The sequence below is a fragment of the Rhizosphaericola mali genome (assembly GCF_004337365.2).
GTDB lineage: Bacteria > Bacteroidota > Bacteroidia > Chitinophagales > Chitinophagaceae > Rhizosphaericola > Rhizosphaericola mali.
This window is the reverse complement of the sequence record NZ_CP044016.1, coordinates 3468186-3493682: the sequence shown is the minus strand read 5'-3', so window position 1 is coordinate 3493682 and position 25497 is coordinate 3468186. Positions and strand designations below refer to the sequence as shown.

At 37.4% G+C, this 25497-nt stretch carries 19 protein-coding genes; 5 read left to right on the top strand and 14 right to left on the bottom strand.

What is annotated here, in order from left to right:
* Position 1: 1 nt before the first annotated feature.
* The 7 genes from rodA to purD form a co-directional block, all read right to left on the bottom strand.
* Positions 2–1348, bottom strand: coding sequence for a rod shape-determining protein RodA (gene rodA / locus E0W69_RS14940; protein WP_131330855.1), 1347 nt, complete (start codon positions 1346–1348; stop codon positions 2–4).
* Positions 1349–1358: 10 nt separating this feature from the next.
* On the bottom strand, positions 1359–3533 hold the full coding sequence (mrdA, locus tag E0W69_RS14935) for a penicillin-binding protein 2 (RefSeq protein ID WP_131330854.1): 2175 nt from the start codon (positions 3531–3533) through the stop codon (positions 1359–1361).
* A gap of 123 nt (positions 3534–3656) precedes the next feature.
* The gene (gene mreD / locus E0W69_RS14930) at positions 3657–4190 is read right to left on the bottom strand and encodes a rod shape-determining protein MreD (RefSeq protein ID WP_131330853.1); all 534 of its coding nucleotides are present in this window, start codon (positions 4188–4190) and stop codon (positions 3657–3659) included.
* The gene (gene mreC, locus E0W69_RS14925; RefSeq protein WP_191967872.1) at positions 4191–5066 is read right to left on the bottom strand and encodes a rod shape-determining protein MreC; all 876 of its coding nucleotides are present in this window, start codon (positions 5064–5066) and stop codon (positions 4191–4193) included.
* A 47-nt stretch (positions 5067–5113) separates the two neighbouring features.
* Positions 5114–6139 (bottom strand): rod shape-determining protein, encoded by a 1026-nt coding sequence (locus E0W69_RS14920; RefSeq protein WP_131330851.1) that lies wholly within the window; start codon positions 6137–6139, stop codon positions 5114–5116.
* Between the two features lie 119 nt (positions 6140–6258).
* A complete protein-coding gene (locus E0W69_RS14915; protein WP_131330850.1) occupies positions 6259–7539 on the bottom strand; it encodes a hypothetical protein in 1281 nt (426 codons plus the stop codon).
* A gap of 49 nt (positions 7540–7588) precedes the next feature.
* A complete protein-coding gene (gene purD, locus E0W69_RS14910) occupies positions 7589–8860 on the bottom strand; it encodes a phosphoribosylamine--glycine ligase (protein ID WP_131330849.1) in 1272 nt (423 codons plus the stop codon).
* A gap of 122 nt (positions 8861–8982) precedes the next feature.
* Between purD and E0W69_RS14905 the strand changes: the two genes are divergently transcribed.
* On the top strand, positions 8983–10350 hold the full coding sequence (locus tag E0W69_RS14905; RefSeq protein WP_131330848.1) for a peptide MFS transporter: 1368 nt from the start codon (positions 8983–8985) through the stop codon (positions 10348–10350).
* Between the two features lie 75 nt (positions 10351–10425).
* The gene (locus E0W69_RS14900) at positions 10426–12504 is read left to right on the top strand and encodes an OPT family oligopeptide transporter (protein WP_131330847.1); all 2079 of its coding nucleotides are present in this window, start codon (positions 10426–10428) and stop codon (positions 12502–12504) included.
* Between the two features lie 76 nt (positions 12505–12580).
* Here E0W69_RS14900 and E0W69_RS14895 read toward each other — a convergent pair whose 3' ends face one another.
* The 7 genes from E0W69_RS14895 to E0W69_RS14865 form a co-directional block, all read right to left on the bottom strand.
* Entirely contained in the window at positions 12581–13729 is a 1149-nt protein-coding gene (locus E0W69_RS14895; RefSeq protein WP_131330846.1) for a VWA domain-containing protein, read from the bottom strand.
* Positions 13726–15990 (bottom strand): DUF5682 family protein, encoded by a 2265-nt coding sequence (locus tag E0W69_RS14890; RefSeq protein WP_131330845.1) that lies wholly within the window; start codon positions 15988–15990, stop codon positions 13726–13728. The genes E0W69_RS14895 and E0W69_RS14890 overlap by 4 nt, the downstream gene beginning before the upstream one ends.
* Before the next feature lie 35 nt (positions 15991–16025).
* Positions 16026–17102, bottom strand: coding sequence for an ATP-binding protein (locus E0W69_RS14885; RefSeq protein WP_131330844.1), 1077 nt, complete (start codon positions 17100–17102; stop codon positions 16026–16028).
* Positions 17103–17105: 3 nt separating this feature from the next.
* On the bottom strand, positions 17106–18608 hold the full coding sequence (locus tag E0W69_RS14880; protein WP_131330843.1) for a DUF5691 domain-containing protein: 1503 nt from the start codon (positions 18606–18608) through the stop codon (positions 17106–17108).
* Positions 18605–19915 (bottom strand): SWIM zinc finger family protein, encoded by a 1311-nt coding sequence (locus E0W69_RS14875; protein WP_131330842.1) that lies wholly within the window; start codon positions 19913–19915, stop codon positions 18605–18607. The genes E0W69_RS14880 and E0W69_RS14875 overlap by 4 nt, the downstream gene beginning before the upstream one ends.
* Before the next feature lie 182 nt (positions 19916–20097).
* On the bottom strand, positions 20098–20514 hold the full coding sequence (locus tag E0W69_RS14870; protein WP_131330841.1) for a Fur family transcriptional regulator: 417 nt from the start codon (positions 20512–20514) through the stop codon (positions 20098–20100).
* Positions 20515–20533: 19 nt separating this feature from the next.
* Positions 20534–21181, bottom strand: coding sequence for an SCO family protein (locus tag E0W69_RS14865; RefSeq protein ID WP_131330840.1), 648 nt, complete (start codon positions 21179–21181; stop codon positions 20534–20536).
* 158 nt (positions 21182–21339) lie between these two features.
* Here E0W69_RS14865 and E0W69_RS14860 point away from each other — a divergent pair, with 158 nt between their 5' ends.
* The 3 genes from E0W69_RS14860 (at position 21340) to E0W69_RS14850 (ending at position 25456) form a co-directional block, all read left to right on the top strand.
* On the top strand, positions 21340–21711 hold the full coding sequence (locus E0W69_RS14860) for a MerC domain-containing protein (RefSeq protein ID WP_131330839.1): 372 nt from the start codon (positions 21340–21342) through the stop codon (positions 21709–21711).
* An 87-nt stretch (positions 21712–21798) separates the two neighbouring features.
* The gene (locus tag E0W69_RS14855; RefSeq protein ID WP_131330838.1) at positions 21799–23394 is read left to right on the top strand and encodes a Na+/H+ antiporter; all 1596 of its coding nucleotides are present in this window, start codon (positions 21799–21801) and stop codon (positions 23392–23394) included.
* A gap of 94 nt (positions 23395–23488) precedes the next feature.
* The gene (locus E0W69_RS14850; protein ID WP_131330837.1) at positions 23489–25456 is read left to right on the top strand and encodes a hypothetical protein; all 1968 of its coding nucleotides are present in this window, start codon (positions 23489–23491) and stop codon (positions 25454–25456) included.
* Positions 25457–25497 lie beyond the last annotated feature (41 nt).

Below are 25497 nucleotides of genomic sequence, written 5' to 3'. Positions count from 1 at the left end.
TTTATCTCAATACTTTTTGTCGATCTGCATCCAAACGTATTAGGATAAATATTAAAACGGTAAAGGTTAATAAGGAAGATCCTCCATAGCTCACCATCGGTAATGGAATACCTACAATCGGAAATAAACCAATCGTCATGCAAACATTTACCAAAATGTGAAATAGCAAAATACTCGCTACACAATAGGCATATACACGACTAAAAGTACTGCGTTGTCGCTCCGCCATCCAAATAATGCGGTATAAAAGGAACATATATAAGGATAGGAAAACAAAGCTGCCAACAAACCCAAATGCCTCGCCGATAGAGGTAAATATAAAGTCGGTTTGTTGTTCGGGTACATATTTCCCTCTTGTCTGTGTACCTTTTAGAAAACCCCGACCAAGCAAACCACCCGAACCAATTGCGATTTTACTTTGACGTACATTATAGTCATCTGGTTTCGTTACTTTTTTGTCCTGCGCTTCACGTTTTTGCGTACTTCTATTTTGACTACAATCATATTCCTTTCCGACCATGGAATAGATTCTCGTAGATTGATAACATTGGAATACATTGTTAAAAATATAAGGAACCGCAAATCTTTGTATACCTACACAACCCACCCAAAGAACTAGAATAAAATATAAAATAACCTTACTTCGCTTGATTTGTTTGCGTAAAATATATACTGCGATTGCCGCTATTAATGTCAAAACTATAGCTAATGTATTGGGCTCTACAATTAATGTGGCAATGACTAATGCGGCGAAGGATCCTCCCACAATCAAAATCCAACCAGGTAAACCTTCTCTAAACATAACAATGAAAAAGCTAAAATATACCAATGCTAGTCCTGTTTCATTCTGCAAAATAGAAAGGCATGCTGGCGCTAAAGAAATCGCTGCTGCAATGGCTTGAGATTTTACTTTGGTAAAATCCAGATCTTGCATCGACAGGTATTTTGCCAATGCTAAAGAAGTGAAGATCTTGCACAACTCGGCAGGTTGGAGATTGAAGCCACCTCCTAACGGAATCCAACTTTTCGATCCATTGACATTTTTTCCTAATACAAATGTCAAAAGCATCAAAAATATCCCAAATACATACAACAAATTGGCAAATGCGGTATATAGTTTACTATCACTCAAAAGAATGAATGTACCTACCAATGCACATATCATCGCAAAAATGATCTGCTTACTATAATCTGTTTTCCCTGAAAAAAAAGACGCAAGCACGTTTGCATCTGGATTATATTCAACCATAAATATGCATAATATACCTGTAGATACAAGTAATGCATAGATTAAAATTACAATCCAATCTACTCCTTTTGCCAACGATTTATTGTTGTCTAGTGCCATTCTTTATTAATTATTGTATATACCAATTGTATTTATCCTTAATAAAATAACGATTGTCGGGTATTAAGAAATAATTGGGTAAGGTATTGCTATTATTTTGGTAAGGAAAATGATTTTTGGTATCTGCTGGAAGATTAAATATTTGAATATTGTTGGGCAATTTACTATCATCTTCTTTTCTATTTGGTTCAGCTTCTGGATCAAATTCGGTTTTAGGCGCTTCTTGTGGTTTGAATAAATTCGCTGGAGGTAGGGAATCTACTCCTTTATTCGCCTGATTGATTAATCTTACTTGTTTTAATGAGTCCTTAACTACATACCAATGCTTGATGGCATCTGGAATCAAATTAATTTCAGAAAAATGTTCTGCTTCTGCTTTGCTGTTTGCTGTAAGTGTATCATTCAAATATTTTTCCATCATCATTCCTGCGATTGGACCTGCCCAAGTAGCACCATAACCAGAATTTTCAACGACTACTGCGATGGCAATACGTGGATTGTTTACTGGTGCATAGGCGATGAAAACCGCATGGTTTTTACCATGAGGATTCTGTGCCGTACCTGTTTTAGCGGCAAATTTTATACCTGGGATACTAATTCTCGCAGCTGTACCTTCTGTTGCAACGTCAGCCATACCTGCATGAACTGCATCAAAAGCCGTTGAACTGATATTTAATACTTTGTGTTTGGTACGATAAGGTTTCAATTGTTCGCGATCTTCATCGTTTTCATTTTCAATATTTTCTACAAAATGAGGAACATAATAATAACCGCCATTTGCAAGAAGGCTAGCTTCGTTTGCAAGTTGTAAAGGCGTTACTGTCATCCTATCTTGACCTATTCCTAACGTTACATTGCTACAACTGTTCCAGTGCCCATTAAAATCTTTATTATAGCCTGAAGTGTCTGGAATATTGCCTTTTTGTTCGCTAGGTAAGTCTACTCCTAATTTGACACCTAAGCCGAAATTGTTCATGTATTTTTTCCATGCCATATAGCCCTTCTTTACATTACCATATTTCGGATTGTCCACTTCCATACGATAAGTAATAGAAAAATAGGAATTACATGATTGAGCTAATGCGGTGCGCAGATTAGCCGCATGTCCTGCCCAGGACTCTGTACATCTAATATATCTTCCACAACCAGAATATCCACCATAACATTGTACCCCAAAATTTGGCGTGATCAAACCCTCATCTAAGGCTACTAATGCATTCAATGGTTTGAATGTAGATCCTGGAGGATATTGCCCTTGAATACCGCGATTCCACATTGGACGTGCCGTATCCAAAATTAATCTACCATAATTTTTACGGCGGTTCGCCGGAGATAAAAGATTGGGGTCAAATGTAGGAGCAGAGATCATTGCTAGAATTCCGCCGGTTTTGGGATTGATGGCAACTGCTGCACCGATTTTATGTTGAAATAATTTTTCCCCTAATTGTTGTAATTCGATATCGATTGTTGAATGAATATTTCTACCTGCAATTGCTGAGGTGTCATATTCTCCTTTCTCCCAAGAACCTTGTATACGACCATGGTTGTCTCTTAAATAACGTTTTACACCTCGTCTACCCATCAAAACTCTTTCATAGGTATTTTCCAAACCCGTAACGCCGGTGAAATCTCCAGATTGATAACCCTCGCCATCATGTTTGGCTAAGAAAGAAGAATCTACTTCGCCTAATCTTCCCAATACATTGGCAGCCACTGGGAATGGATAGGTTCTTACAGATCTTTCTTGTAGAAGAAATCCTGGAAATTTATATAAAGATTCATTCAGATGTGCATATTTCTCTGGAGAAAGCAAGGCTTCAAATGTGGATGACTTGTAATAGCCATTTTTAATAATAGCCGTCAATACTCTTTTGTGATATTCTGCCGTATCGATATCCAAAATTTTGCACAAAGTCATGGTATCCATGCCATGTCGTGCTTCGGCAGGAGTGATTACCAAGTCATACATGATGGCATTTTCCAAAATCGCTTTACCTTTTCGGTCAAAAATGATTCCTCTGTCAGGATACATTACTTTACGATAAATCGCATTGCTTTCCGCTTGTAAGCGAAATGTATTGGAAAAAAGTTGTAGGTGTAATAATTGACCTGTAATAACAAGAAATACCGCCAGAAATATGATCTGAACGACGCGACTCCTTGCTTGATTATTTTCTTGAGGCATTTTATATGTATTGAAATTACCTTAATCGGTTGTATTGTAATGCAATATTATGCAACAAATTTAAAGAAGATAGAAGGATATTCTAAATAGAAATTTTAATATTCGATAGGTTAGGTGAAATGCTTAAGCTGCGTTGGTTCGGAATTTTGCTTTTCGCATAAATAATAGTTCGGCAATGAAAACTAATACCAAACTTAAAATAGTACTTGCTGCGACTTTGAAGATAAAATATAAGAAATTACCGAAGGACATCCATTCCAAGAAAATTAAAAATGCATGATGGACAAATGTAAGAATAAGGATATAGGTAAAATATTGTGCGAATCCCAAACTTTTGATTCCTGGTTCTATATAACTAACTTCCAATTTTTCTTGTGGTAAAAGTACATTTAGTAAAAATGGACGCAAATAACATATTAATACACAAGGTGCTGCATGCAATCCAGGTGTGCCACTAAAACTATCCATTGTCAATCCAAATACCAATCCAATAATTAGTAAAGTTATTCTTGGAAGAGAGAATGGTAGCCACAATAAAAATAAAAAATAAATATACGGTTTCACAAATTGGTGAATCATCGGAATTTTATCCAATACAAAAGCTTGTAATAGAATAAATACGATAAAGCGGATAATATTTTTTAATAATTGGCTCATTTATTTTTTCACTGGTTGCGCTTGTAAAGTGGATTGCTCTAATACTTTTTGCTCAGTGTACAAGGTATTTTTGATTAAATATACATATTGCAATAAATTAAAATTGGTCCCAGTAGTGACTTGGACGTCCATCAGACTGGATGATTTATCCAAAATAATTCTATCCACACGTCCAACTAACAATCCCGGCGGAAAGTTTTCGGATAAATTACTTGTAATGATGGAATCATTTTTATGTAATTTGATGGTTTTTGGTACGTTATGCAACGTTAATTCTCGTATATTTTTTCCATCCCAATCTACGACGCCTGTGAATGGCTTACCTTTTATCATTACGCTCACACGGCTGTTGTGATTGAGCAAGCTCATGATAATGCTGAAATTTTTACTTACAGCCACTACGTGTCCAACAATCCCATCGGGTCCATCTACAGCCATATCTGTTGTGACTCCGTCTTTAGATCCCTTTTGAATCGTAATATAATTATTTTCGTTCGTAGTTGAGTTGTTGACTACTTTAGCGACAGAATAAATAAATTTCGTATTCCGACCGAGTGTATCTCTATATAGAGAATCTATACGAGTTAGTAATTTTGTCGTTGAAGTATCTCCATTTTTTCCTAAAGAAGTAATGATGAAATTCTTTAAATAGGCATTTTCATCTGCCAATTGTCGATTGGTTTTCCTTAACTGAAAATAATATTCAACATTATTGTATTTATTCATAAAAAATCCAGTCACGTCATTCGAAATATTTGCATAAGTCGCTCTATAAGTCTGGTTATAACGTACCATAATGGAAATACAAATAATCTCCATCACCAGAAATGTAAAGAAAGTGATATACCGCCTTATGAAAATAATGATATTACGCAAACTGGATTCTTTTTGTATTTAAGTACAAAATAAGGATTTCTCCTCACTTATCGCATGATGAACGGAAATCTTTGATAGTGTTTTAATGCGATACCAGTACCTTTTACCACACTTTTAAGTGGATCTTCGGCTATATGTACAGGTAATTTAATTTTTTGACTCAATCTTTTATCCAAACCTCTCAACAATGCACCTCCACCAGTTAAGTATAAGCCTCTTCTATAAATATCGGCAGCCAACTCAGGAGGCGTTGTTTCCAATGCTTTTAAGATCGCTTCTTCAATTTTGAAAATACTTTTATCCAATGCTTCTGCAATTTCTTGGTAGCTTACCATGATTTGTTTTGGAATACCAGTCACCAAGTCACGCCCATTTACGGGAAGGTCATCTGGTGGCGTTTCCAAATCTTTCATTGCAGCTCCTAATTGGATTTTGATTTGTTCTGCAGTTCGCTCACCAATCAATAAACTATGGTAACGACGAAGTGCTTCCATAATGTCAGCGGTGAATTCATCTCCAGCGATACGGATACTTTGGTCACATACGATACCTGCTAACGCAATTACCGTAATGCCAGTCGTACCACCACCTATATCAATGATCATATTTCCAACGGGCTCTTCTACGTCGATACCGATACCAATAGCTGCTGCCATTGGTTCATGAAGCAAATAGACCTCTTTAGCGCCTGCTTGCTCCGCACTATCTCTAACCGCACGTTTCTCTACCTCGGTGATGCTTGATGGAATACAAATCATCATTCTCCAACTTGGTGGAAATAATGGTTTTTTAGGATAGATCATTTTGATCATTTCTCTAATCATTAATTCCGCAGCGTTGAAATCCGCAATTACGCCATCTTTCAATGGACGAACGGTACGGATACTTTCGTGTGTTTTTTCATGCATCAATAATGCACGTTTGCCCACAGCGAGTACTTCTTTTGGATTGTTTCTATTTAAAGCAACGATAGACGGCTCGTTGACAACTATTTCTTCGTTGTGAATAATCAAGGTATTCGCGGTACCTAAGTCCATCGCGATTTCTTGAGTGAAAAAGTTAAAAAGTCCCATTAATATTTTTATTATTCGATTGTTCTATTATTGAATTCAGATGCAAAAAGACAGAATTTAACCGACAATACAAAAGTGTATGTCAAATTTATTTTTGAGTCTTAATAGCACGTTAAAAATCACCATTTTAATGGCTGTTTTTTTTCAGCCCGATCAACTAACTGATAAAACCATTCCCTTGTTTGGTTGGCAAAGAAAGGTAAAGTTCGCTCAGGATATTTTCTTATACATAGGTCTAGCAACTCTAATGCCAATGTGCTATCGCCTTGGTTAGACGCCATTACGGCAGCGGCAGTATATGCGAATCTATAATTGTTTAATACTTGAATATTATCCTGATTGTTTTTAAACGTTGTATCCTCTACTGGTATTGTATTCAATCTTTTTAAACGTGATTCCAAAAAGTTGAGATTGCTTTTAGCAGTGTCTGCTACCATTTTAAATGTAAGTCCTCTTAACTGAAGATAATTATTAATCGTCAAATTAAGACTTGCTTTTGATGGTACATCTGTCACGAAAAACACGTCTTGACGAAATGCATTTTCTTTTAACAGGTTTAATAATATTACGCTTGATCTAGTCAATCCTCCTTTAGTATTGGGATTAACGATCCAACTCACACTAGAGTCCCCACCAATAGCATCTTGGTTGTAATTAGGAACGGTTACATTTTGATCCTCCCATTTTTTTACATTATCAGGGTAATTGATTTTAGTTGCAATAGAGTCAGGAATAATTTTGGATTTTACTAACAAAGGAAATGACCAATCTGCATTCAATAAATTCAAATCAATATAATTAATGTCCGGCCTGAATTTTTCTACCAATTGTAAATAAACGATATAATACAAATACATATCGCCATAGGTAAATAAATAACTATTTTGACTACATTCCTGTAAAACTTGTCGGAAATAACCTAAAGTAGTTTGATTGATGCCGCCTCTAATTGCCGCTTGATTTAAACACCAAATTGCCGAATCTTTTTTGTCTTTTTGTAAATATTTCAATGCTTGTGTCCCCCAAATCGTCAATATCTTGGTGTATGGATCAAATAAGAGTTTTTCACCTTTGTATTTTCCATCACTTAATTCTATGCAATTCTGAAATGCTTCACTAGCGCGTATGGCCAATGGGAGAGAAGCATTTAACATATTGGCTCCAGCAGACATATTATATTGATCAATTGCATATCCGAAAAAGTACCATGCTTCTGCATTGCCTGGATCTTGTGCTACGATGGGTTCCAATAATTTCCCTGCCTTGATATAATCAGGTGTTTCTCCATGGAACATGAGTTCCATTTCTTCTTTTGCCTTATTCAGATTTTTTTTAATGGTTGCCGAATCTGAATCTTGTGCTTGCGCAAAAAACACAGTAACACATAAAAAGATGCACATGAAAATGCTTGTCTTCTTATGTATTACTAATTGGAATTTTGGATATTTTTTATTCAAATTCGTAACCAATATCTTTTCTATATGTGATACCTTCAAAACTAATTTTACTCAAAGTCTCCAAAGAAGTTGCTACCGCTTCTTTGATAGATTTTCCTTCCGAAGTTACAGCAATTACACGACCGCCATTCGTTAAAATATCTCCATCATTTTCTTCTTTGGTGCCCGCATGAAAAATGATTGAATTTTCAGATGCCGGAATGTTCATTATTTTTCCTTTTTCATAATCTCCAGGATAACCTCCGCTCACGGCAACAACCGTTGTGAAAAAGTCTGCGTTATAATTTACGGGAATATTTTCCAATGTTCCATCAAAGGATGCATTCAGAATTTCCAATAAATCCGATTTTAATCTTGGCATCACCACTTCGGTTTCAGGATCTCCCATACGACAATTGTATTCAATGACAAATGGCTCACCATCCACATTAATCAATCCAAAAAAGATAAAACCTGTATAATTAATATTGGCTGAGTTCAAACCGTTGACCGTTGGTTGGATGATTTTCGTTTCTACTTTTTCCATAAACGCAGCATCCATAAACGGAACTGGCGTCACACAACCCATACCGCCTGTATTCAAACCCGTATCTCCTTCCCCGATACGTTTGTAATCTTTGGCGTGGCCAATGATTTTGTAAGATTTTCCATCGGTTACGACAAATACACTTACTTCAATTCCGCTAAGGAATTGTTCGATCACAACTTTGGAAGAGGCTTCACCAAATTGTCCGTGGATAATCATTTCTTCAAATGAATCCAATGCTTCATTCAAAGTAAATGCGATGACAACGCCTTTACCTGCAGCCAAACCGTCTGCTTTCAACACGATGGGTAAGGCATGATTACGAATATATTCAACACCTTCTTGATAATTGTCTTTGTTAAATTCCTTATATGCAGCAGTGGGAATATTGTTCTTTTCCATGAAAATTTTGGAATACGCTTTACTTCCTTCCAATTGCGCACCTTCTTTAGATGGTCCGAATACTTTCCCTTTCCACTCATTTTGCGTAGCGAAAAAATCATAGATACCATTTACCAAAGGATCTTCTGGTCCGACAATGATCAAATCAATTTGATTGGCAATACAAAATTGTTTCTGACCATCAAAATCATTGACGCCGATTTGAACATTGGTTCCAACTTCTTTGGTGCCCGCATTGCCCGGTGCAATAAAAATCTGATCACATAAACTACTTTGCTTGATCTTCCAGGCCAATGCATGTTCTCTACCGCCTGATCCAATGATTAAAATATTCATAAAGTAAATATTGCTTAGAATTTTGCGAATATCGGTAAGAACTTGTTAGTAGAAGAAAAAAAACTATTTCATTTTTCTGTATCTTGGCGGTTTTTAATATTAATTTTAATTACATATACCGTATGAACCCGAAAAAAGACGAAATCTTTGGGCATCCGAAAGGATTATTTATTCTTTTTTTTACCGAAATGTGGGAAAGATTCTCCTTTTATGGGATGAGGGCGCTGCTTACTTTATATTTAGTACATGCTACAACTACTGCAAATCCAGGTCTTGGTTGGTCTGAAAAAGATGCATTGTCCTTGTATGGATGGTATTTAATGTTGGTTTACGTATCTGGTATGCCGGGTGGTTATATCGCAGATAAATTTTTGGGCCAAAAAAAATCAGTTATTTTAGGGTGTATTTTGTTGGTGTTTGGGCATTGTATTTTGGCCGTAGAGCATTTGTGGGCATTTTACACAGGTATCGGATTTATCATTGCAGGCGTTGGATTTTTGAAGCCAAATATTTCCACTATGGTGGGTGGTTTGTATAGAAATGGTGATGTACGCCGTGATAAAGGTTTTACGATTTTCTATATGGGAATTAATCTCGGTGGATTTATCGCACCATTAATTGTTGGATATGTAGGTGAAAAAATTGGATGGCATTATGGTTTTGCATTAGCTGGTTTGGGCATGGTTGTCGGAATGATAACCTTCTTATATGGTCAAAAATATTTGAAAAATGTTGGGAATTTTTTGGGTAAATCTAAGAGCCAGGAAGATCAAGAAGCATTCAAAAGACCATTGACAAAAGTCGAAAAAGATCGCGTTGTCGTCTTATTACTTTCTTTCTGTATTGTATTTGTATTCTGGGCAGCATTCGAACAAGCCGGAGGTTTGATGAATATTTATGCAGAGCAAAAAACAAATCGTAATTTATTTGGATGGACAATTCCTGCTACTTGGTTCCAGAGTGTTAATTCCATGTATATCTTATTGTTAGGGTTGCCTATTGCAGGTATTTGGGCAAAAAGAAAATTACAAGGCAAACAATCCTCTGCTTTATTTAAAATGTTGGTCGGTGTAATTGTAATGGGTACGGGTTTCTTGTTTATGTCTGCGGCATCTAAACAATATGATGCGCAACATTCTTCGTCCATGTCTTGGTTGATGTTCGCTTATCTTTTCCATACCGTTGGAGAATTATGTTTATCACCAGTTGCGTTGTCTTATATCACAAAATTAGCTCCAGCAAAATACGCATCCTTAATGATGGGGTTATTTTGGACAATGACGGGTTTGGGTGGAAAAGCAGCTGGTTTGTTGGGAGAATCTGCTAGTAAATATGGAGAATTTAATGTGTTTACAGGGATTGCAATTTTCTGTGTCGTATTTGCAGGTTTGATATTTTTATTCTTGAAAAAATTAAATGCAATGTCTCACGGAGCCGAAGATGATGTCGTAGATAGTGCCGAAGATTTGGTTTTAGAAATTGAACATTAAAAAATATATGGTATTTTGCGGGAATTTTTAGAGAATTATTAACGCTCTAAAGGGAACTATTTTATTGTTTTTAATATGAACAAAGAAGAATTTAAACCCTTTATTCCCGCAGAAACAACCATGCGTGAATTTACATTCAAAGCTATTATTATTGGATGTATTCTGGGATCCTTATTTGGTGCGGCCTCCGTGTATTTAGCTTTAAAAGCAGGATTGACTGTGAGTGCCTCTATCCCGATTGCTGTAATTGCGATTACTATTGGCAAAAAGTTTTTCAAAACTACCATTCTCGAAAATAACATCATCCAAACTACCGGCTCTGCGAGTGAAAGTATTGCTGCCGGTGTAGCATTTACTCTTCCTGGATTTTTATTCCTATCTATTGGCTCTTCAGGACAAGGCGTCGGTGTTGCCTATTTCAACTATATAACTATTTTTATCTTGGCTATTTTCGGAGGTATGTTGGGAACATTAATGATGATTCCCCTACGTAAATCCTTGATTGTAAAAGAACATGATACCTTACCTTATCCAGAAGGTACTGCGTGTGCTTCTGTTTTAAAAGCAGGTGAACAAGGCGGAGATGTCGCGAAAATGGCTTTCTTAGGGGTGGCAATTTCTATGGTATATGCCTTTTTGCAAAAGATATTTCACGTAATATCCGAACTACCTACTTATACTACAAAAATTACCAATAAATATTTTCCCGCAGCAAAATTTAGTGGAGAAATAACACCTGAATATTTGGGTGTTGGTTATATAATAGGACCAAAAATCGCGGGAGTTTTGGTAGCTGGTGGTGTATTAAGTTGGTTGGTTTTTATTCCATTATTGGGAACGCTCTTAACTGATCAAACCGTTATTGCTGCGCAATTAGTCAAACAAGGATATTTGGAAAGTTTGACTATTGCAGGTGGTCCAGGAAGTTGGGATCCTGTGACCAAACATTTTGGCGATATTACAGATGCCATCTATCGTGCCTATATCAGAAATGTCGGTGCGGGTGCTGTTGCCGCTGGAGGTTTTATAACCTTATTAAAAACGATACCGACAATTATTACATCATTTAAAGAAAGTATTGGTTCGGTTAAAAATAAAGACGGACAAGTCGGAGAAGTAAAAAGAACGGATCGTGATTTAAGTTTGAAAATCGTCGGAATTGGAAGTCTTGCTTTGATTTTATTGATAGCATTTATTCCAATGATTCCGGGAGACTCTGTTGGTAGTAAATTGCTTTTAGGTATTTTGATTGTTGTATTTGGTGCCTTTTTCGTAACCGTAGCTTCTCGTATTGTGGGCATCATCGGATCGAGTAATAGTCCTGTTAGCGGTATGACAATTGCCACAGTAATGGCAACTTGCCTTGTATTTATTGGAATTGGTTGGAGCGGAAAAACATTTGAACCAATGGTTTTAGTGGTAGGAGGTATGATCTGTATCGCAGCCTCCAATGCAGGAGGTACTTCGCAAGATTTAAAAACGGGCTATTTGATTGGAGCTACTCCTAAATATCAACAGATTGCATTAATTATTGGCGTAATTGTTTCCTCTATTGTGGTTGGTTTGACGGTGAAATTATTGGATACGCCGACTACTGAAATGATCAAACAAGGTTATACACATGCTATTGGTTCGGATAAATTTCCTGCACCACAAGCAACTTTGTTAGCCACTTTAACGAAAGGGATTTTGTCTTTTAACTTGGATTGGCAATTTGTATTTGTTGGAGTTGCGTTAGCTGTGGTGATTGAGTTGTGCGGTGTGAATGCTTTGGGATTTGCGGTAGGAGCCTACTTACCTTTGAGTACGACATTGCCCATATTTGGTGGTGGTTTGGTTAGAGGAATTGTAGATTGGAAAAAGAAGAAAAAAGATTCTGATAAAGAAAATGCAGGTGAGGATGATTTGAGCCGAGGTAATTTATTTGCCACGGGATTAGTGGCTGGAGGAGCATTGGCAGGCGTTGCCGTTGCTTTATTGACTGCAGGAAGTGAAAAAGTTGCTGCCGTTATTAGTACATGGAGTTTGGAAGAATCATTTACGAAAATGCTCGGTGCAGGCGGTTATGATTTATTAGGTACAATATTTTTCGTCGTATTAGGACTAATTTTGTATCGTATTTCTATGAAAAAAGATAACAAATTAGCGGAATAGAGATACTAGAATATTTATAAAAAGCCTTCGCAAATTAATATTTGCGAAGGCTTTTTAATGTACAATGCGAATGAAATTATTTCCCATCAATCTTAATATCATTATTTCCTGCCCATTGGCTGATGTCTTGTTTGCTTAATGTGGTGGCCATCAGATCTGGGAATAGATCTGGCGTACACGCAAATACCGGAACGCCAATCGCTGCTAAGAATTCTGCATTTTTATGATCGTAATAGGGTGCCCCGTCATCACTGAGTGCTAATAATGTTACCATCTGAACGCCCGCATCCACAATACTTTTCATGGTATTGCGCATTTCTTTTTCGTTACCTCCTTCGTACAGATCTGTAATTAAAATCAAGACTGTGTCTGCTGGACGTGTTACCAATTGCTGACAATAGGTCAAGGCTTTGTGGATATCCGTACCGCCGCCAAGTTGCACGCCAAACAAAATATCCACTGGGTCTTTCAAGTCTTCTGTTAAGTCAACAACTGCCGTATCAAAAACAACCATTTTGGTATCTACGGCGGGAATAGAAGCCATCACCGCACCAAAAATGCCCGAATATACCACTGAAGTTACCATCGATCCACTTTGGTCAATACACAAAATAATGTCTTTCATTGCTTTGCGTTTGCGACCATATCCTAGTCTGATTTCTGGTATAATGGTATGATAATCAGGTTGATAGTTTTTTAAATTCTTCTTGATGGTGGCATTCCAGTCGATTTCATTGTGTTTGGGACGACGATTGCGCACGGCTCTGCTCAGACTTCCATTAACCGCCTGCTGCGTTGGTCCGCTCAATTTTTGGATGAGTTCGTCCACCACTTTTTTTACCACTAATCTTGCAGTGGCTTTTGTTTTTTCCGGAATCAATCCACCTAATTCCATCAAGTTAGCGACCAAATGTACATCTGGCACCACGGTTTCCAACATCTCTGGCTCGGTCAACATAGAAGTCAGATTGTATTTTTTCAACGCATCTTCCTGCATCACTTTTACCACGCTCGATGGGAAATATTGGCGAATATCTTTCAGCCAACGAGAGACTTTTGGCGCAGATTTTCCCATGCCACCCTTGCGGTTGTCAGCATCGTACAAATAACTCAATGCATTGTCCATCCCTTCGTCTTCACCCGAGAGATTATAATCCAATGTTGTGTCTGCATCCTCGCCAAGGATTAGGCGCCATTTTCTGATTTCGGTTTCTGTAGTACTCATAATCCTAAAAGATATTCTATGACAGGAATCGCTCGTAGCGCTCTGTCGGTGTCCAAATTAATTGCTGCAGGCTTGACCTGGCTTGATTTTGAGGAAGGTCCGCGTTTTACTTTCTGAGCGATTTTGTCTTTTTCGGGAGAGGCATATTCGTTAAATGTTCTTCTTAAAATAGGCAAAAGATCTTTGAATGTTTGTTCGTCCAAAGTTGCCACCCATTCGTAAACAATCGTCCAAATCTGCTCATCCAATAATAAAATTGTCGCCGCATCATGCAAAAATCCTTCTAACCATTGAGCACTCATTTCTATCGGTGCACCTACCGAAAGGGCTCTGCTAAAAGCGGCAGCGGTTTCTTCTGTGGTAAAAATCTCCGATTCCAAAGCGATTTTTTGCACAACACCGCTGATATACGGTGCAATCTGGTCGTTACTGCCTAGTTTTGCCAACGTTTTGTGCCATTCCTTTGTAAATTCTTCCTCATCTAAAACCAAAATGACCTTATGTAGTCGTTTGATATGTGTGGAAATCGCCATTGCTTGCTCCACATTGATGCCCACACAGCCAATAGGCAAACCAACTAAAGTTCGGTAGAAAATACTGGTGAAAATATCTTTCACGCCCTCTTTATCAGACTGACGCACATTGCCATATTTCAATATTTCAGAAAGTGGAAACAGCGCAGTAATCAGCATTTCAATATCGGAAGCTGCCGCTGCAAGTTTGTCCATTTTTTGCAACAAGACAGGCGTCGCCTTGCTCAATTCGGCTGGAATCGACAATTCCAGCCACTCAGCAACCGCTTTCAATGTGGTTTCTTTTTCTACAATTTCTCTTAATTGAAAATCTGCCGCAATCTCAATGGAATTGCCCATTGCAGACTTTGCAATTAACTCTATCAGCATTTCGGGTTTCCAATACAGTCGCCATTGCTCTTTGAACGTGCCTTTCGAACTCACCGCATCTTTCTTTCCCCAATCCACGCCCAAAATCATCAAGCGATGTAGGAAAATACTTTTGTTTAAATCCAACGGCTTACGCAAATCCAATGTCAGCGTCGTCTCGCCTTCGGTACTTTTTAAACGCAAGGATTTGCACTGTTTTTCAAAATCGACTTGCAACGGCGACTGTGGAGAACTGTCGGGAATCGCCCCGATTTTATTGCCAATTATCAAATCTTTATTGAGCAAGGTTATGGGCAAATAATCCCCCATGCACATCACCGTTTGCGTAGCTTCAATTGCTTCCTTTAAACCTGATTTATTCAAACCTCGAAGCGATGTCAAAGATTGGCACAGCCGCACAGCTTCTATCACGTGCGCTGAGGAAATATCCATTTTCTGATTCCGAAATTCACGTGCGGTTTTGGTCATCCACAAAGTGCCATCATCTTCCGGATGAAACCATTGATGATCGTAATACCCCGGCGAAATGATGCCGGCACCATAACCACTTGCGGTCATCAAGCGATCATTGGTCCAGGGAATCCAAGTGCATTCAACCTTTGTTTTTTTCAGGTCTTTGATGAGTTCTTTTTCCTCTTTTTGTTTGAATGTCTGTTCTAGTGCTGGCGCGTGCCAAGCGCCACAAACCACGGCAATCGTACCATACATTTCATTAAATGCTTTTTGAATAGCGCGGCGCATAAAGACTTCTCTTTGTAAATCAATCTTTTCTTCCACATTCGGAATCGTTTCCCGAAGTGCCTGCATCGCATTTTTTACCGTTTCAAATAGCAAAAGCGGATCTTCATGAGACAATTCAAAATTTTGCTCCCACCATTCTTCTGCATCCGCAAATCCAGCAATTTCTGCCAAATAGCTTATTGGATTTCTTCGTATTTCAACTATTTCATCCTCCAATTCTTTGTCAGTTTGAATGGCCAAAATTTCCTCCACAGGTTCGTTCTCGTCTTCTGTCGTTTCGGGAATAATTTCTTCATCCTTATCTGCCAATTTATGCATTAACGGCATATCAATAAAACGGATTGGAATATTGTTTTTCAATCCATACAAAATAGCTTGCCATTCGGGTGAATAGTGGGTAAATGGATAAAAAACCGCGTTGTGTGGATTGTCTGGAACATACGCCAATATGGCCACAGGTGGCTCCATCGTGGGATCATTTACCCATGAAAGAATGCTTTCGGCCTCGGGCGGACCTTCCAATAAAATAATCTCTGGCTTTACTGTTTCCAATGCCTGCACGAGATGCCTCGCCGAGCCTGGACCATGATGTCGTATGCCAAATATATGTGTCGCCATTTATTTTTAAATGAAAATTACAAATCGTACTTTGGTTAAATAATCTCTCTGCAAGCGCGGTAGATATCTTTCCAGCCGTCTTTTTGTTTGAGTACCGTTTCCATATATTCTTGCATAACGATTTTGTCCTGAACAGGATCTTTAACAATCGCGCCAATGATGCCGCTAGCAATGTCTTCGGAAGATATGCGTCCATCACCAAAATGATAAGCCAATGACAAACCGTTGTTCATCACCGATATCGCTTCTGCCGTACTCAATGTGCCAGAAGGCGATTTTAGTTTGGTTTTGCCATCGGCGGTAACGCCATTGCGCAATTCGCGGAAAATAGTCACCACACGATTGATTTCGTCAATAATGGATGTTTCCACTTTCAAATTGACTGATTTACTATAAGATGCCACGCGCTGTTGTACGATTTCCACTTCTTCTTTCATAGAATCCGGAACGGGCAAAATCACTGTATTGAATCTTCGTTTTAAGGCGCTAGACAATTCATTCACGCCTTTGTCGCGGTTATTGGCCGTCGCAATCACGTTAAATCCACGCACTGCATTGACTTGCGTATCGATCTCGGGAATAGGAATTGTTTTTTCGGATAAAATAGTAATTAAAGTGTCTTGCACATCAGACGAAACACGCGTCAACTCTTCAATACGGGCGATACGACCTTCTTTCATGGCGCGCATCATCGGCGTTTCTACGATGGCGTCCATTGACGGACCTTTTGACAAAAGTAAAGCGTAATTCCAACCATAACGAATGGCTTCCTCACCCGTGCCAGCAGTTCCTTGAATCAAAAAAGTAGAATCACCAGAAACCGCTGCGGATAAATGTTCGGAAACCCAGGATTTCGCCGTTCCTGGCAAACCGTACAGCAACAAAGCGCGGTCTGTCGTAAGCGTTGCCACGGCAATTTCCATCAAGCGTTGGTTGCCAATATATTTGGGCATAATCTCAAAACCGTTGGACAACTTGCCACCCATCAAGTATTTTACGACAGATTTGGGCGACATTTTCCAGTTTTCGGGTTTCTCGTCTTTATCTTGTTTTATCAGTTCTTCCAATTCTTCTTTGAACTGTTCTTCGGCATGTTGACGTAATTTTTCCATAGTTTATTGGTTTAAAAGAGCCTTATCCTCTATAGCTTTTAATGTTTGTTGTATATGTAATTGGTAAAAATTGCCTTCGTTATCGCCCAACGGACGATTGATTTCCTGCGTGAGCCAAGGTTTTATTTCTTTGGGTAAATACAATCCTAATTGGTAATAATTGCGGCCTTCAATCGTGTAAGGATTGGATTTGAGTTGGGATAAAATCGACATGCTCAGCTCGGTATCCAATTGCGGATAACCTTCAAGATTCCACAACCAATTGAATAACAAGTAAAAATTATCACGATTATTATTTCCAAAGCTCGATTTCAATGCTTTTTTGTAAAAATCACTCGCCTCTTGAAAAGGCAAATAAGCAGCCAAGCCTAATCGTTCACCCGTACCCACAATTTTGCGTATCAAATCGTTATTGTGAAAAGTGCGCGCATTTTCCATAAATGCCAATTGCAAATGATTGTTGTTGAGGTCAAAATACAATTGTTGAATAATGTCCGCCTCAGGCAAATTGATGGTCTGCGCAACCAATGACAAAGGCATCACCTCAATACACTGCGCCAATTGGTAAATACCATCCGAAACGCCTTTTACATTACTGATTTCATCCAAACCGTACGCTTTTTGTGCCGCAGTCAAAGTGTGATTTTCTTGAATGACGATTGCAGTCGTTTTTTTCAAACCCAATAATTGTTTGCGTATTTCAATGGAAATCAATTCATTCAGAAGTGTTTTGAAATCTTCCTGAACGGGTGAATTTTCAATCTGCATCAACAAACGAATAACGACCGTTTTAACCGTTTTGCTCTTGGTTTTCAGTTGGGGTAAAAGAAATGTTTTGTCGGATTTGGATAGATTTATTTGCAGTAATTCCAACAATTCAGCACGTCGATCGGGCTTTTCATTATTTAAAATTTCCTCGAATGCACTTTGCTTTTTCTCCTCTTCTTTTTCCCAAATTGAACTCGGACTGTTCTTTCTAGTTTGGGTAATCCATTCTTTTATCTGCGCAAAACTCGCCACTTCAACATCGCTTTCTACAGAATTTGTTGCTTGGATTTCTTCGCCTCTAAACTTCAAAATTTCTTTTCCGATAAATCCGCAAAGTGGCAAAATCTCCTGTCGTTGATTGGCGGAAGCATATTTTTCCAAAATATCTGGCACCAAATACGGCGTAATGATTTCCTTTCTTTTTTGGAATAGATAAAAGCAATATTGCAGCAAAACCTGATTGTCCTCATTCAAGGCGCTTTGCAAAATTTTCTGTGTAGATTCCGAAATATATTTTTCCGAATCGTGCGTTTCCAAATCCTCCACAGCCACATCCGAAAGCGGAATGGATGCCGCTTTTACCATAAAATAGGTCGCCGTTTGTTGCAAAAAACGACTTTCTTTATCTGCCGCTTTCGCTTCAATTTTTTGCATTATATCCGAAAAATCGAACTGCAAATTTGGCTGATATCTGTCCGTGCCCAATAAGGCCGTTTTTACAATTTCTTCCTCTATCATATCGTGTAAAATCGGTTTTGGTAGAAAATACTTAGGAGTTTTAATTTCCCGAAATCATAGATGCCAAACAAGTCAAATGGCTGCATCTGCGTGAGCGCCCAGATCTTCCACAAGGCTTTGTCCGTCTGCCATGCGGGAATGCTCTTATGGGCTCGGTCGGTCAAAAACCATTGTTGATTGTGCGTGACTAATTTCACCTGATGCAAAATCGTTGGGATACCTTCTTTCAAAGGATTTTTACTTTTTACAGCCGTAATTTCTTGTAGGATTTGGGAGAAAGAAGTCGGCTCGCCAGTGAGCGAAAAGTCCGTTTTGTCATCAATAAAATCTTTTATCCAAATACGCTGCGATTCCATGCCCGGATAGTTAACCACTTTGGCTTTGATGCAATTTCCGGGAACCAATAATTGTGCGGAAATCGCCTGCTGCGGCATGTAAAATTGTAATTGATATCTGAATGCGCCAGAATGCAAACCGTAGAGCCAAACCTTCTCAGACGTGAGTTTTTCAAAAGGTGTTTTTTCCAAATGAAGCACTTGCCACACATCTTCTGTAACTGGCAGATTCGCCAAATCTTCTTTGGAAACATTCCAGCCGATCCAATTGCGGAGTTCTTGTTGCCATTCGGGCGACAATTGCTCTTTGTTATTGTAAGCTTCTTTGATGAAAAATATTTTGGAAAATTGGCGCATCAGGTTCATTTCCCAACCTTCCTCATAATAATTCAAATCTTCCAATCCGGCAAACATCGTCGCAATACCCGACGCTTGCGCATCCACCATGCGCGATTTGATATTGTTAAAAACCTTGTATTGATTGGCAGGAATACTCTGGATGCCGGTTCTGATAATATCTTTCATCCAAATATCCAATTCCTCCAAACCGTTTTGTACTTTTTGTTCGCGCTGTTCTTGACGTTTTTGCTGCGCCGCCTCATCTACCGGTTTGTCCGCCTTTGCGGCTTTTGTTTCGGATCTTTCTTGCCTTTTGCCCAACCATTCGTTTACTTTTTCTGCTAGTTCGGTTTCTTTTTGGAAAAAATTGGGTTGACTCAGCCATAAAAAAAGCAATCCCAATCCATGTTTACAAGGGAATTTGCGGCTCGGGCAAGAGCATTTGAAGGCAATACTCTGAAGATCAATCTGTGTGAAATACGGATTTTTACCACTGCCTTTGCACTCACCCCACAACGCTAAATCGTGTTGATGCGCATTGACCCACTTGGCAGTCGTCGCTAATTGTTTACCGGCTTTGGCAGAGGCATCATCCGGCGCTAGTTGCAGGATAGATTCTTCGGTGAAGTTCATTATATTTATTTAATAGTATAACGTTGTCCGAATATAGAAAAAAGCGAGATTAAAAAGAAATTTTCGTTAATGACATAGATATTTTTATCCATTTGTTATTAATTCACGGTAATATTTCATTTGTAAAATTAAAAAAGCCTTCATAAATTAATTTATGAAGGCTTTTTTGAAAAGTAATATAATTACTCATTGCAATGTTCGCAGATTCCTTTTACCACTATTTCTACCTCTTCACTTTTAAATCCTTTGGGTAAATTGATGGTTGGTATTGCGGTATGGTCAAGACAATAGGTTGTATCACATTCTTTGCAAATGAAATGAATGTGATTGTCGTTGTGCTCGCCTTCTTTACAGTCTCCCTTGCACAATGCATATTGAATGGAATTATCGTCCGTTGGGATAGTATGAATAATACCTTTTTCCAAAAAACTCTGTAAAGTCCTATAAATAGTGACACGATCTAATTGGGCTTTGGTTGATTTCTCAATCGCTGCATGAGAAAGTGCACCTTTGGATTTTAAAAATAATTTTAAAATAATGGTTCTAGTGTCGGTAACACTAAGTTTATTTTCTTTTAATATTTGTTGAATGTCTTTCATTTTCCCCTCCTTTCTTTTACTAATTTAGGATAAAATTGGTATTTGTAGGTCCGACTTTTTCTTTCAATAATTCTTTTACCAAATCTTCCATTTGGGCAATTTCATCCTTTTTTAAACCATCAAATATTTGTCCACGCACCATTCCGTTTTTGTCTACAACTGCCCAAAATTGAGTATGAATAAATTGATCGTTGATATTTTGCAGGGCATTTTTGGGATCATCTAACAAATAGCTTTCGCGCGCTGCTTTATACAAACTATCTTTTCTACCTGTTAAAAATACCCACTTATTATTATCAATTTTCAATGAATCAGAATAATGTTTAAGTTGGGAAGCAGAATCTCTCTCTGGATCGCAAGTGTGTGACATGATTAAGAAATCAGGATGATCTTTAAATTCATTGTAAACCTCTTTCATGTTGGTATTGAGATGAGGACAAATGCCTGTACAATGTGTGAAAAAATATTCGACAACACAAACTTTCCCAATCATATTTTGCCTTGTGAAATTACGTCCATCTTGTGTTTCAAATGCAAAAGGCTTAACATTATTCATTACTGCTGGTTTGGCTTTCCAATTATCTGTACCCCAATACAGCGCAACTGTAAATAAAATGGCCACTATCACAAAAAAACTGATATAAAACCATAATCTTTTTCCTTTCATCTTAACTAATTTCGGTTGCAAATTTACAATTAGATTGTTGGATTTAGACACAAATGTTAAGAGAGTTAACGCATAATGACTGCTTTTTACATTAGCATGATGTTAAAAATTAAAACAATGTTGCAAAAAATATATATATTTGCTCTCCCGATTCTGAAATGATAAAGACTAAAAATAAATTCAATTGGGATGCATTGGGTATTACCGCATCTGTAGCTTGTGCCATTCATTGTGCATTGTTGCCCTTTGTGTTGTCGAGTTTACCTCTTTTTGGAATCAATATCATTGATAATTCCGTATTTGAATATTCGATGATCTTTATTGCTTTTATTATTGGAATTATTGCCTTATCAAAAGGAAAAAAATTACATCATAGTTCCAAACCAATGTTTTTGTTTAGCATCGGAATGGTCTTTTTATTTGGAAAAGAAATCTTTCACCAATTCCATTTGATTCTTCTGATTCCTGCTGTATTCTTTATTTTATATGGGCATTTCATCAATTTTAAATTGGTCAAAGTGCATGAATAAGGATTTCTAAGGTAAAAATATTTTTATCTAATTTTTTAATTTCCTAAGGTGTACTATATTGTATTTTATTTTTAAAAATCAAATCCTTTGCACCATCATTTATTATTGATTCTTGGGCTATTATTTGCAGTAATGCTATTGGTAATGCTTGCCAAGAAATTGAAAATTGCTTATCCTATATTCTTAGTGATTGCAGGTATTCTGACCAGTTTAATTCCTGGCGTACCAGATGTTCATATAGAGCCTGATGTGATCTTTTTGATATTCTTACCTCCTTTATTGTACGAAGCGGCGTGGTATACGGCGTGGAATGACTTTTGGAAATTAAAACGTCCCATAATTCTATTGGCATTTGGGCTTGTATTTTTTACTTCCTCAATTATTGCGTATTCAAGTACATGGTTAATTCCCGGATTTACATTGGCGATGGGATTTTTGTTAGGAGGCATCGTGTCTCCACCGGATGCAGTTGCTGCAGGTACCGTGATGAAGGGCTTAGGTGTACCCAAAAAAATCATGACAATATTGGAGGGTGAGAGTTTGGTAAATGATGCTTCTTCCTTGATCGTGGTAAGTTTTGCCTTAACGGCAGTGAAAACAGGGACATTTTCTCTAGGGACAGCCGTTGGTAGTTTCTTCTGGGTTGCCATAATGGGGGTATTGGTAGGACTAGTAATTGGATTTATTATGAAATATATTCATAAATATTTACCTACTACTCCAGCAATTGATGCGGCGTTGACTTGGATGACTCCGTATATAATGTATCTCGTGGCGGAGTCATTTGGTTTTTCGGGAGTGATGGCGACCGTTACAGGTGGATTATTTATTTCCTATCATGCGAATACAATATTTCAAAGTGGAGAGACACGTGTCAATATGTTGGGTGTTTGGACGACTGTTATATTCGTTTTAAATGCATTGGTGTTTGTATTGATCGGTTTGGAGTTACCAGAAATATTGAAAGGATTGGGTTCTGTAAATATTGGTACCGGTATTAAATATGGATTGATTATAAGTTTATTAGTAATTGTAATTCGATTTGTATGGGTTTATGCAACATCTTTCATTCAATTTGGGAAAAAACGTTCTCCTAATCGCATCGCTGGTTGGAAAGAGTCTTTGATAATTAGTTTCTCTGGAATGCGCGGAGTGGTGTCTTTAGCCACTGCCTTATCTATTCCATTTTATATAAGTGAAACAAATAACATTTACTTTCCTCAAAGAAATTTGACCATTTTTGTAACATTTATAGTTATTGTAGTTACACTTGTTGGTCAAGGATTGATACTTCCATTTATTATAAAAATGGTGAAACTTCCCTTGGATAATGAAGCAAATGAAGACGAACAAATTACCAATATACAACTCAAATTGAATACAAAAGCAATGTGGTTTTTGAATAAAAAATTCCAAAAAGAAATTACGGATAACGAGTTGATTGGCTTCTATTTTGAAGATTTACAACATAATGTAAATATTAGTCAACAGCGTCTGGATTCTTTGGAATGTGACGAAACTACGTTAGAAGAAATTGATCAATATCATCAAATGCTTTTGGAAGTATATAGTATGCAAAGAATGCAATTGTTTGAAATGCGCAGAAGTAATGCTTTTAGTGACGAAGCGTTGCGTAAAGTAGAGAACCAACTAGATCTGGACTCATCAAAAATTAATGGTTAGAGAGAAACTGGATGAATCTAAAACAAAGGTTTGCGTAGCGGGTTTATGATTATAAAGCGTAAATTACTCGCTAGTTCAAATACTTTATATAGAAATGAAAATTGTCTTAATGCTATGTTCTTTCCTATTTATTCAGATAGGTAATGCGCAAGTTTTTTATGCTGGGGTACAACCAGATAAAGCGAAAATTGGCAAAGAAAAAAACAATATTGATGTACAAAATAATGTACTCAAATTAACGGTTGAGCATAACCAAAATGATGTAAATTTTGATATCACTGACTTACAACTGGGAAAGGATATTCTTATTCAGGCCAAGGATGTTTTTCAATTAAGTATGGAGGATGGAAGTCATCTTTATGCAAAAGATTTTGAATTGAATGGAGCTCCAAATATTCAAAATGCTCTAGGTAAAAAAAGTATCCTATTCCATTATTTAAATAAAAGAAATGCAGTCAGCGTTACGCAAAATATTTCCTTAAAGGATAGTGATAATTTCATTCGTATAAATTATTTAATTCATTCTGAATGGAAAAAGATTGCAAATTTTCAAACAATGAAAATCGCTCGACAATATCAACCGAATACAATTGGACTGGTTGATGGGTCTCCATTGTTTAGCTCCAATATATTTTTCACAATTGAGAATCCTATGTTTACAATCGATACTTTGTCAGGATCTCAATTAGAATTAATTGCACCTTCTGATTCGATTGACAACAAAAATTTTTCTGTAGATGTAGTGTTTGGTGTTTGCCCGGAACAGCAGATTCGCAGAGGTTTTTTATATTATTTGGAAAGAAGTAGGGCAAGGAAATATGCGCCATTTTTACATTATAATTCATGGTTTGATCTTTCTTATAATGCAGATACATTGAAGGAGTCGGATTGCTTAGATCGGATGCAGTATTGGATAGATAGTTTGGTTGTAAAAAGAAAAATTAGATTAGACGGTTTTCTCTGGGATAGTGGTTGGGATGATTTTACAAAATTATGGAACTATAATTCTTATTTTCCTAGAGGGTTTAGTAGGATGGCTGCATATGGAAAAAAATACAATGCCGCAATGGGGGTTTGGATTTCTCCTTGGGGGGGATATGATGATGCGGTTGTATTGCGGAAGAAAAATGCTAAAATTTATCATGCAGAACTAGAAACGAATGAAAATGGATTTACGTTGGCAGGTAGTCACTATTATCATTATTTTTTAAATACAGCTAATCGATTTATTGGTCAAGATAATGTGCATATTTTTAAGTTTGATGGAGTCGGCGCAGGATTAAAGGCCACAGGGCCAGGTGCAGAATTTAAGCAGGATATTGAATCTTTTTTACATATTATCCATGATTTAAGAAGTAAACAACCCAATACTTATTTCAGCTTGACCGTAGGTACTTGGCCTTCGCCTATGTGGTTGAAATTTGGAGATAATATTTGGCGTGGTGGAGATGATATGGGAATGATGGGAGATGGAAATAATAGACAAAAATGGATGAATTACAGAGATGCCGTAACCTATAAAAATATTGTCAAAAAGGCACCTCTATATCCTTTAAATGCGGTAATGAACCATGGAATTACCATTGCGACGAAAGGATTACCGTCCAAACTAGAAAATGATCTAACAAATTTAACAGATGATTTTTGGACTTTTTTTGCAAATGGAACAAGCTTACAAGAGATGTATGTTAATCCACATTTGTTAGATGGTAAAGCTTGGGATAGCTTGGCAAATACGATACATTGGGCACAAAAAAATAAAGGTGTATTAATTGATTCACATTGGTATGGAGGAGATCCGGCGAATGGAGATATTTATGGTTATGCGTCATGGAATCCCAAATTGGGCATTTTACTTTTACGTAATCCTTCTAATAAAATAAAAAGCACAACTTTAGACTTGCAGTCAATATTTGAAATACCAATTAATTTACAAAGCAATTTCACTTGCTTTGATGTGCGAAAAAATAAAGTAATTGGAAGGGAGCAGGGAGGCAAAATGGATACAATTACCCTCCAACCATATGAAGTGCTTGTTTTAGAATTTCGTCCACAAAAATAGTTTGCCTATATTGCATTCACTTAAAGTAGGTAAATATTTAA

Excerpts from the sequence above, each read along its gene's own strand:
- E0W69_RS14885 (WP_131330844.1), bottom strand. The coding sequence starts at position 17,102 with ATGGAAAAATTACGTCAACATGCCGAAGAACAGTTCAAAGAAGAATTG.
- E0W69_RS14865 (WP_131330840.1), bottom strand. The coding sequence starts at position 21,181 with ATGAAAGGAAAAAGATTATGGTTTTATATCAGTTTTTTTGTGATAGTG.
- rodA (WP_131330855.1), bottom strand. The coding sequence starts at position 1,348 with ATGGCACTAGACAACAATAAATCGTTGGCAAAAGGAGTAGATTGGATT.
- E0W69_RS14890 (WP_131330845.1), bottom strand. The coding sequence starts at position 15,990 with ATGGCGACACATATATTTGGCATACGACATCATGGTCCAGGCTCGGCG.
- E0W69_RS14905 (WP_131330848.1), top strand. The coding sequence starts at position 8,983 with ATGAACCCGAAAAAAGACGAAATCTTTGGGCATCCGAAAGGATTATTT.
- E0W69_RS14900 (WP_131330847.1), top strand. The coding sequence starts at position 10,426 with ATGAACAAAGAAGAATTTAAACCCTTTATTCCCGCAGAAACAACCATG.
- E0W69_RS14875 (WP_131330842.1), bottom strand. The coding sequence starts at position 19,915 with ATGAACTTCACCGAAGAATCTATCCTGCAACTAGCGCCGGATGATGCC.
- E0W69_RS14915 (WP_131330850.1), bottom strand. The coding sequence starts at position 7,539 with ATGTGCATCTTTTTATGTGTTACTGTGTTTTTTGCGCAAGCACAAGAT.
- E0W69_RS14850 (WP_131330837.1), top strand. The coding sequence starts at position 23,489 with ATGAAAATTGTCTTAATGCTATGTTCTTTCCTATTTATTCAGATAGGT.
- E0W69_RS14920 (WP_131330851.1), bottom strand. The coding sequence starts at position 6,139 with ATGGGACTTTTTAACTTTTTCACTCAAGAAATCGCGATGGACTTAGGT.
- E0W69_RS14860 (WP_131330839.1), top strand. The coding sequence starts at position 21,340 with ATGATAAAGACTAAAAATAAATTCAATTGGGATGCATTGGGTATTACC.
- E0W69_RS14870 (WP_131330841.1), bottom strand. The coding sequence starts at position 20,514 with ATGAAAGACATTCAACAAATATTAAAAGAAAATAAACTTAGTGTTACC.
- mreD (WP_131330853.1), bottom strand. The coding sequence starts at position 4,190 with ATGAGCCAATTATTAAAAAATATTATCCGCTTTATCGTATTTATTCTA.
- E0W69_RS14880 (WP_131330843.1), bottom strand. The coding sequence starts at position 18,608 with ATGATAGAGGAAGAAATTGTAAAAACGGCCTTATTGGGCACGGACAGA.
- E0W69_RS14895 (WP_131330846.1), bottom strand. The coding sequence starts at position 13,729 with ATGAGTACTACAGAAACCGAAATCAGAAAATGGCGCCTAATCCTTGGC.
- purD (WP_131330849.1), bottom strand. The coding sequence starts at position 8,860 with ATGAATATTTTAATCATTGGATCAGGCGGTAGAGAACATGCATTGGCC.
- mrdA (WP_131330854.1), bottom strand. The coding sequence starts at position 3,533 with ATGCCTCAAGAAAATAATCAAGCAAGGAGTCGCGTCGTTCAGATCATA.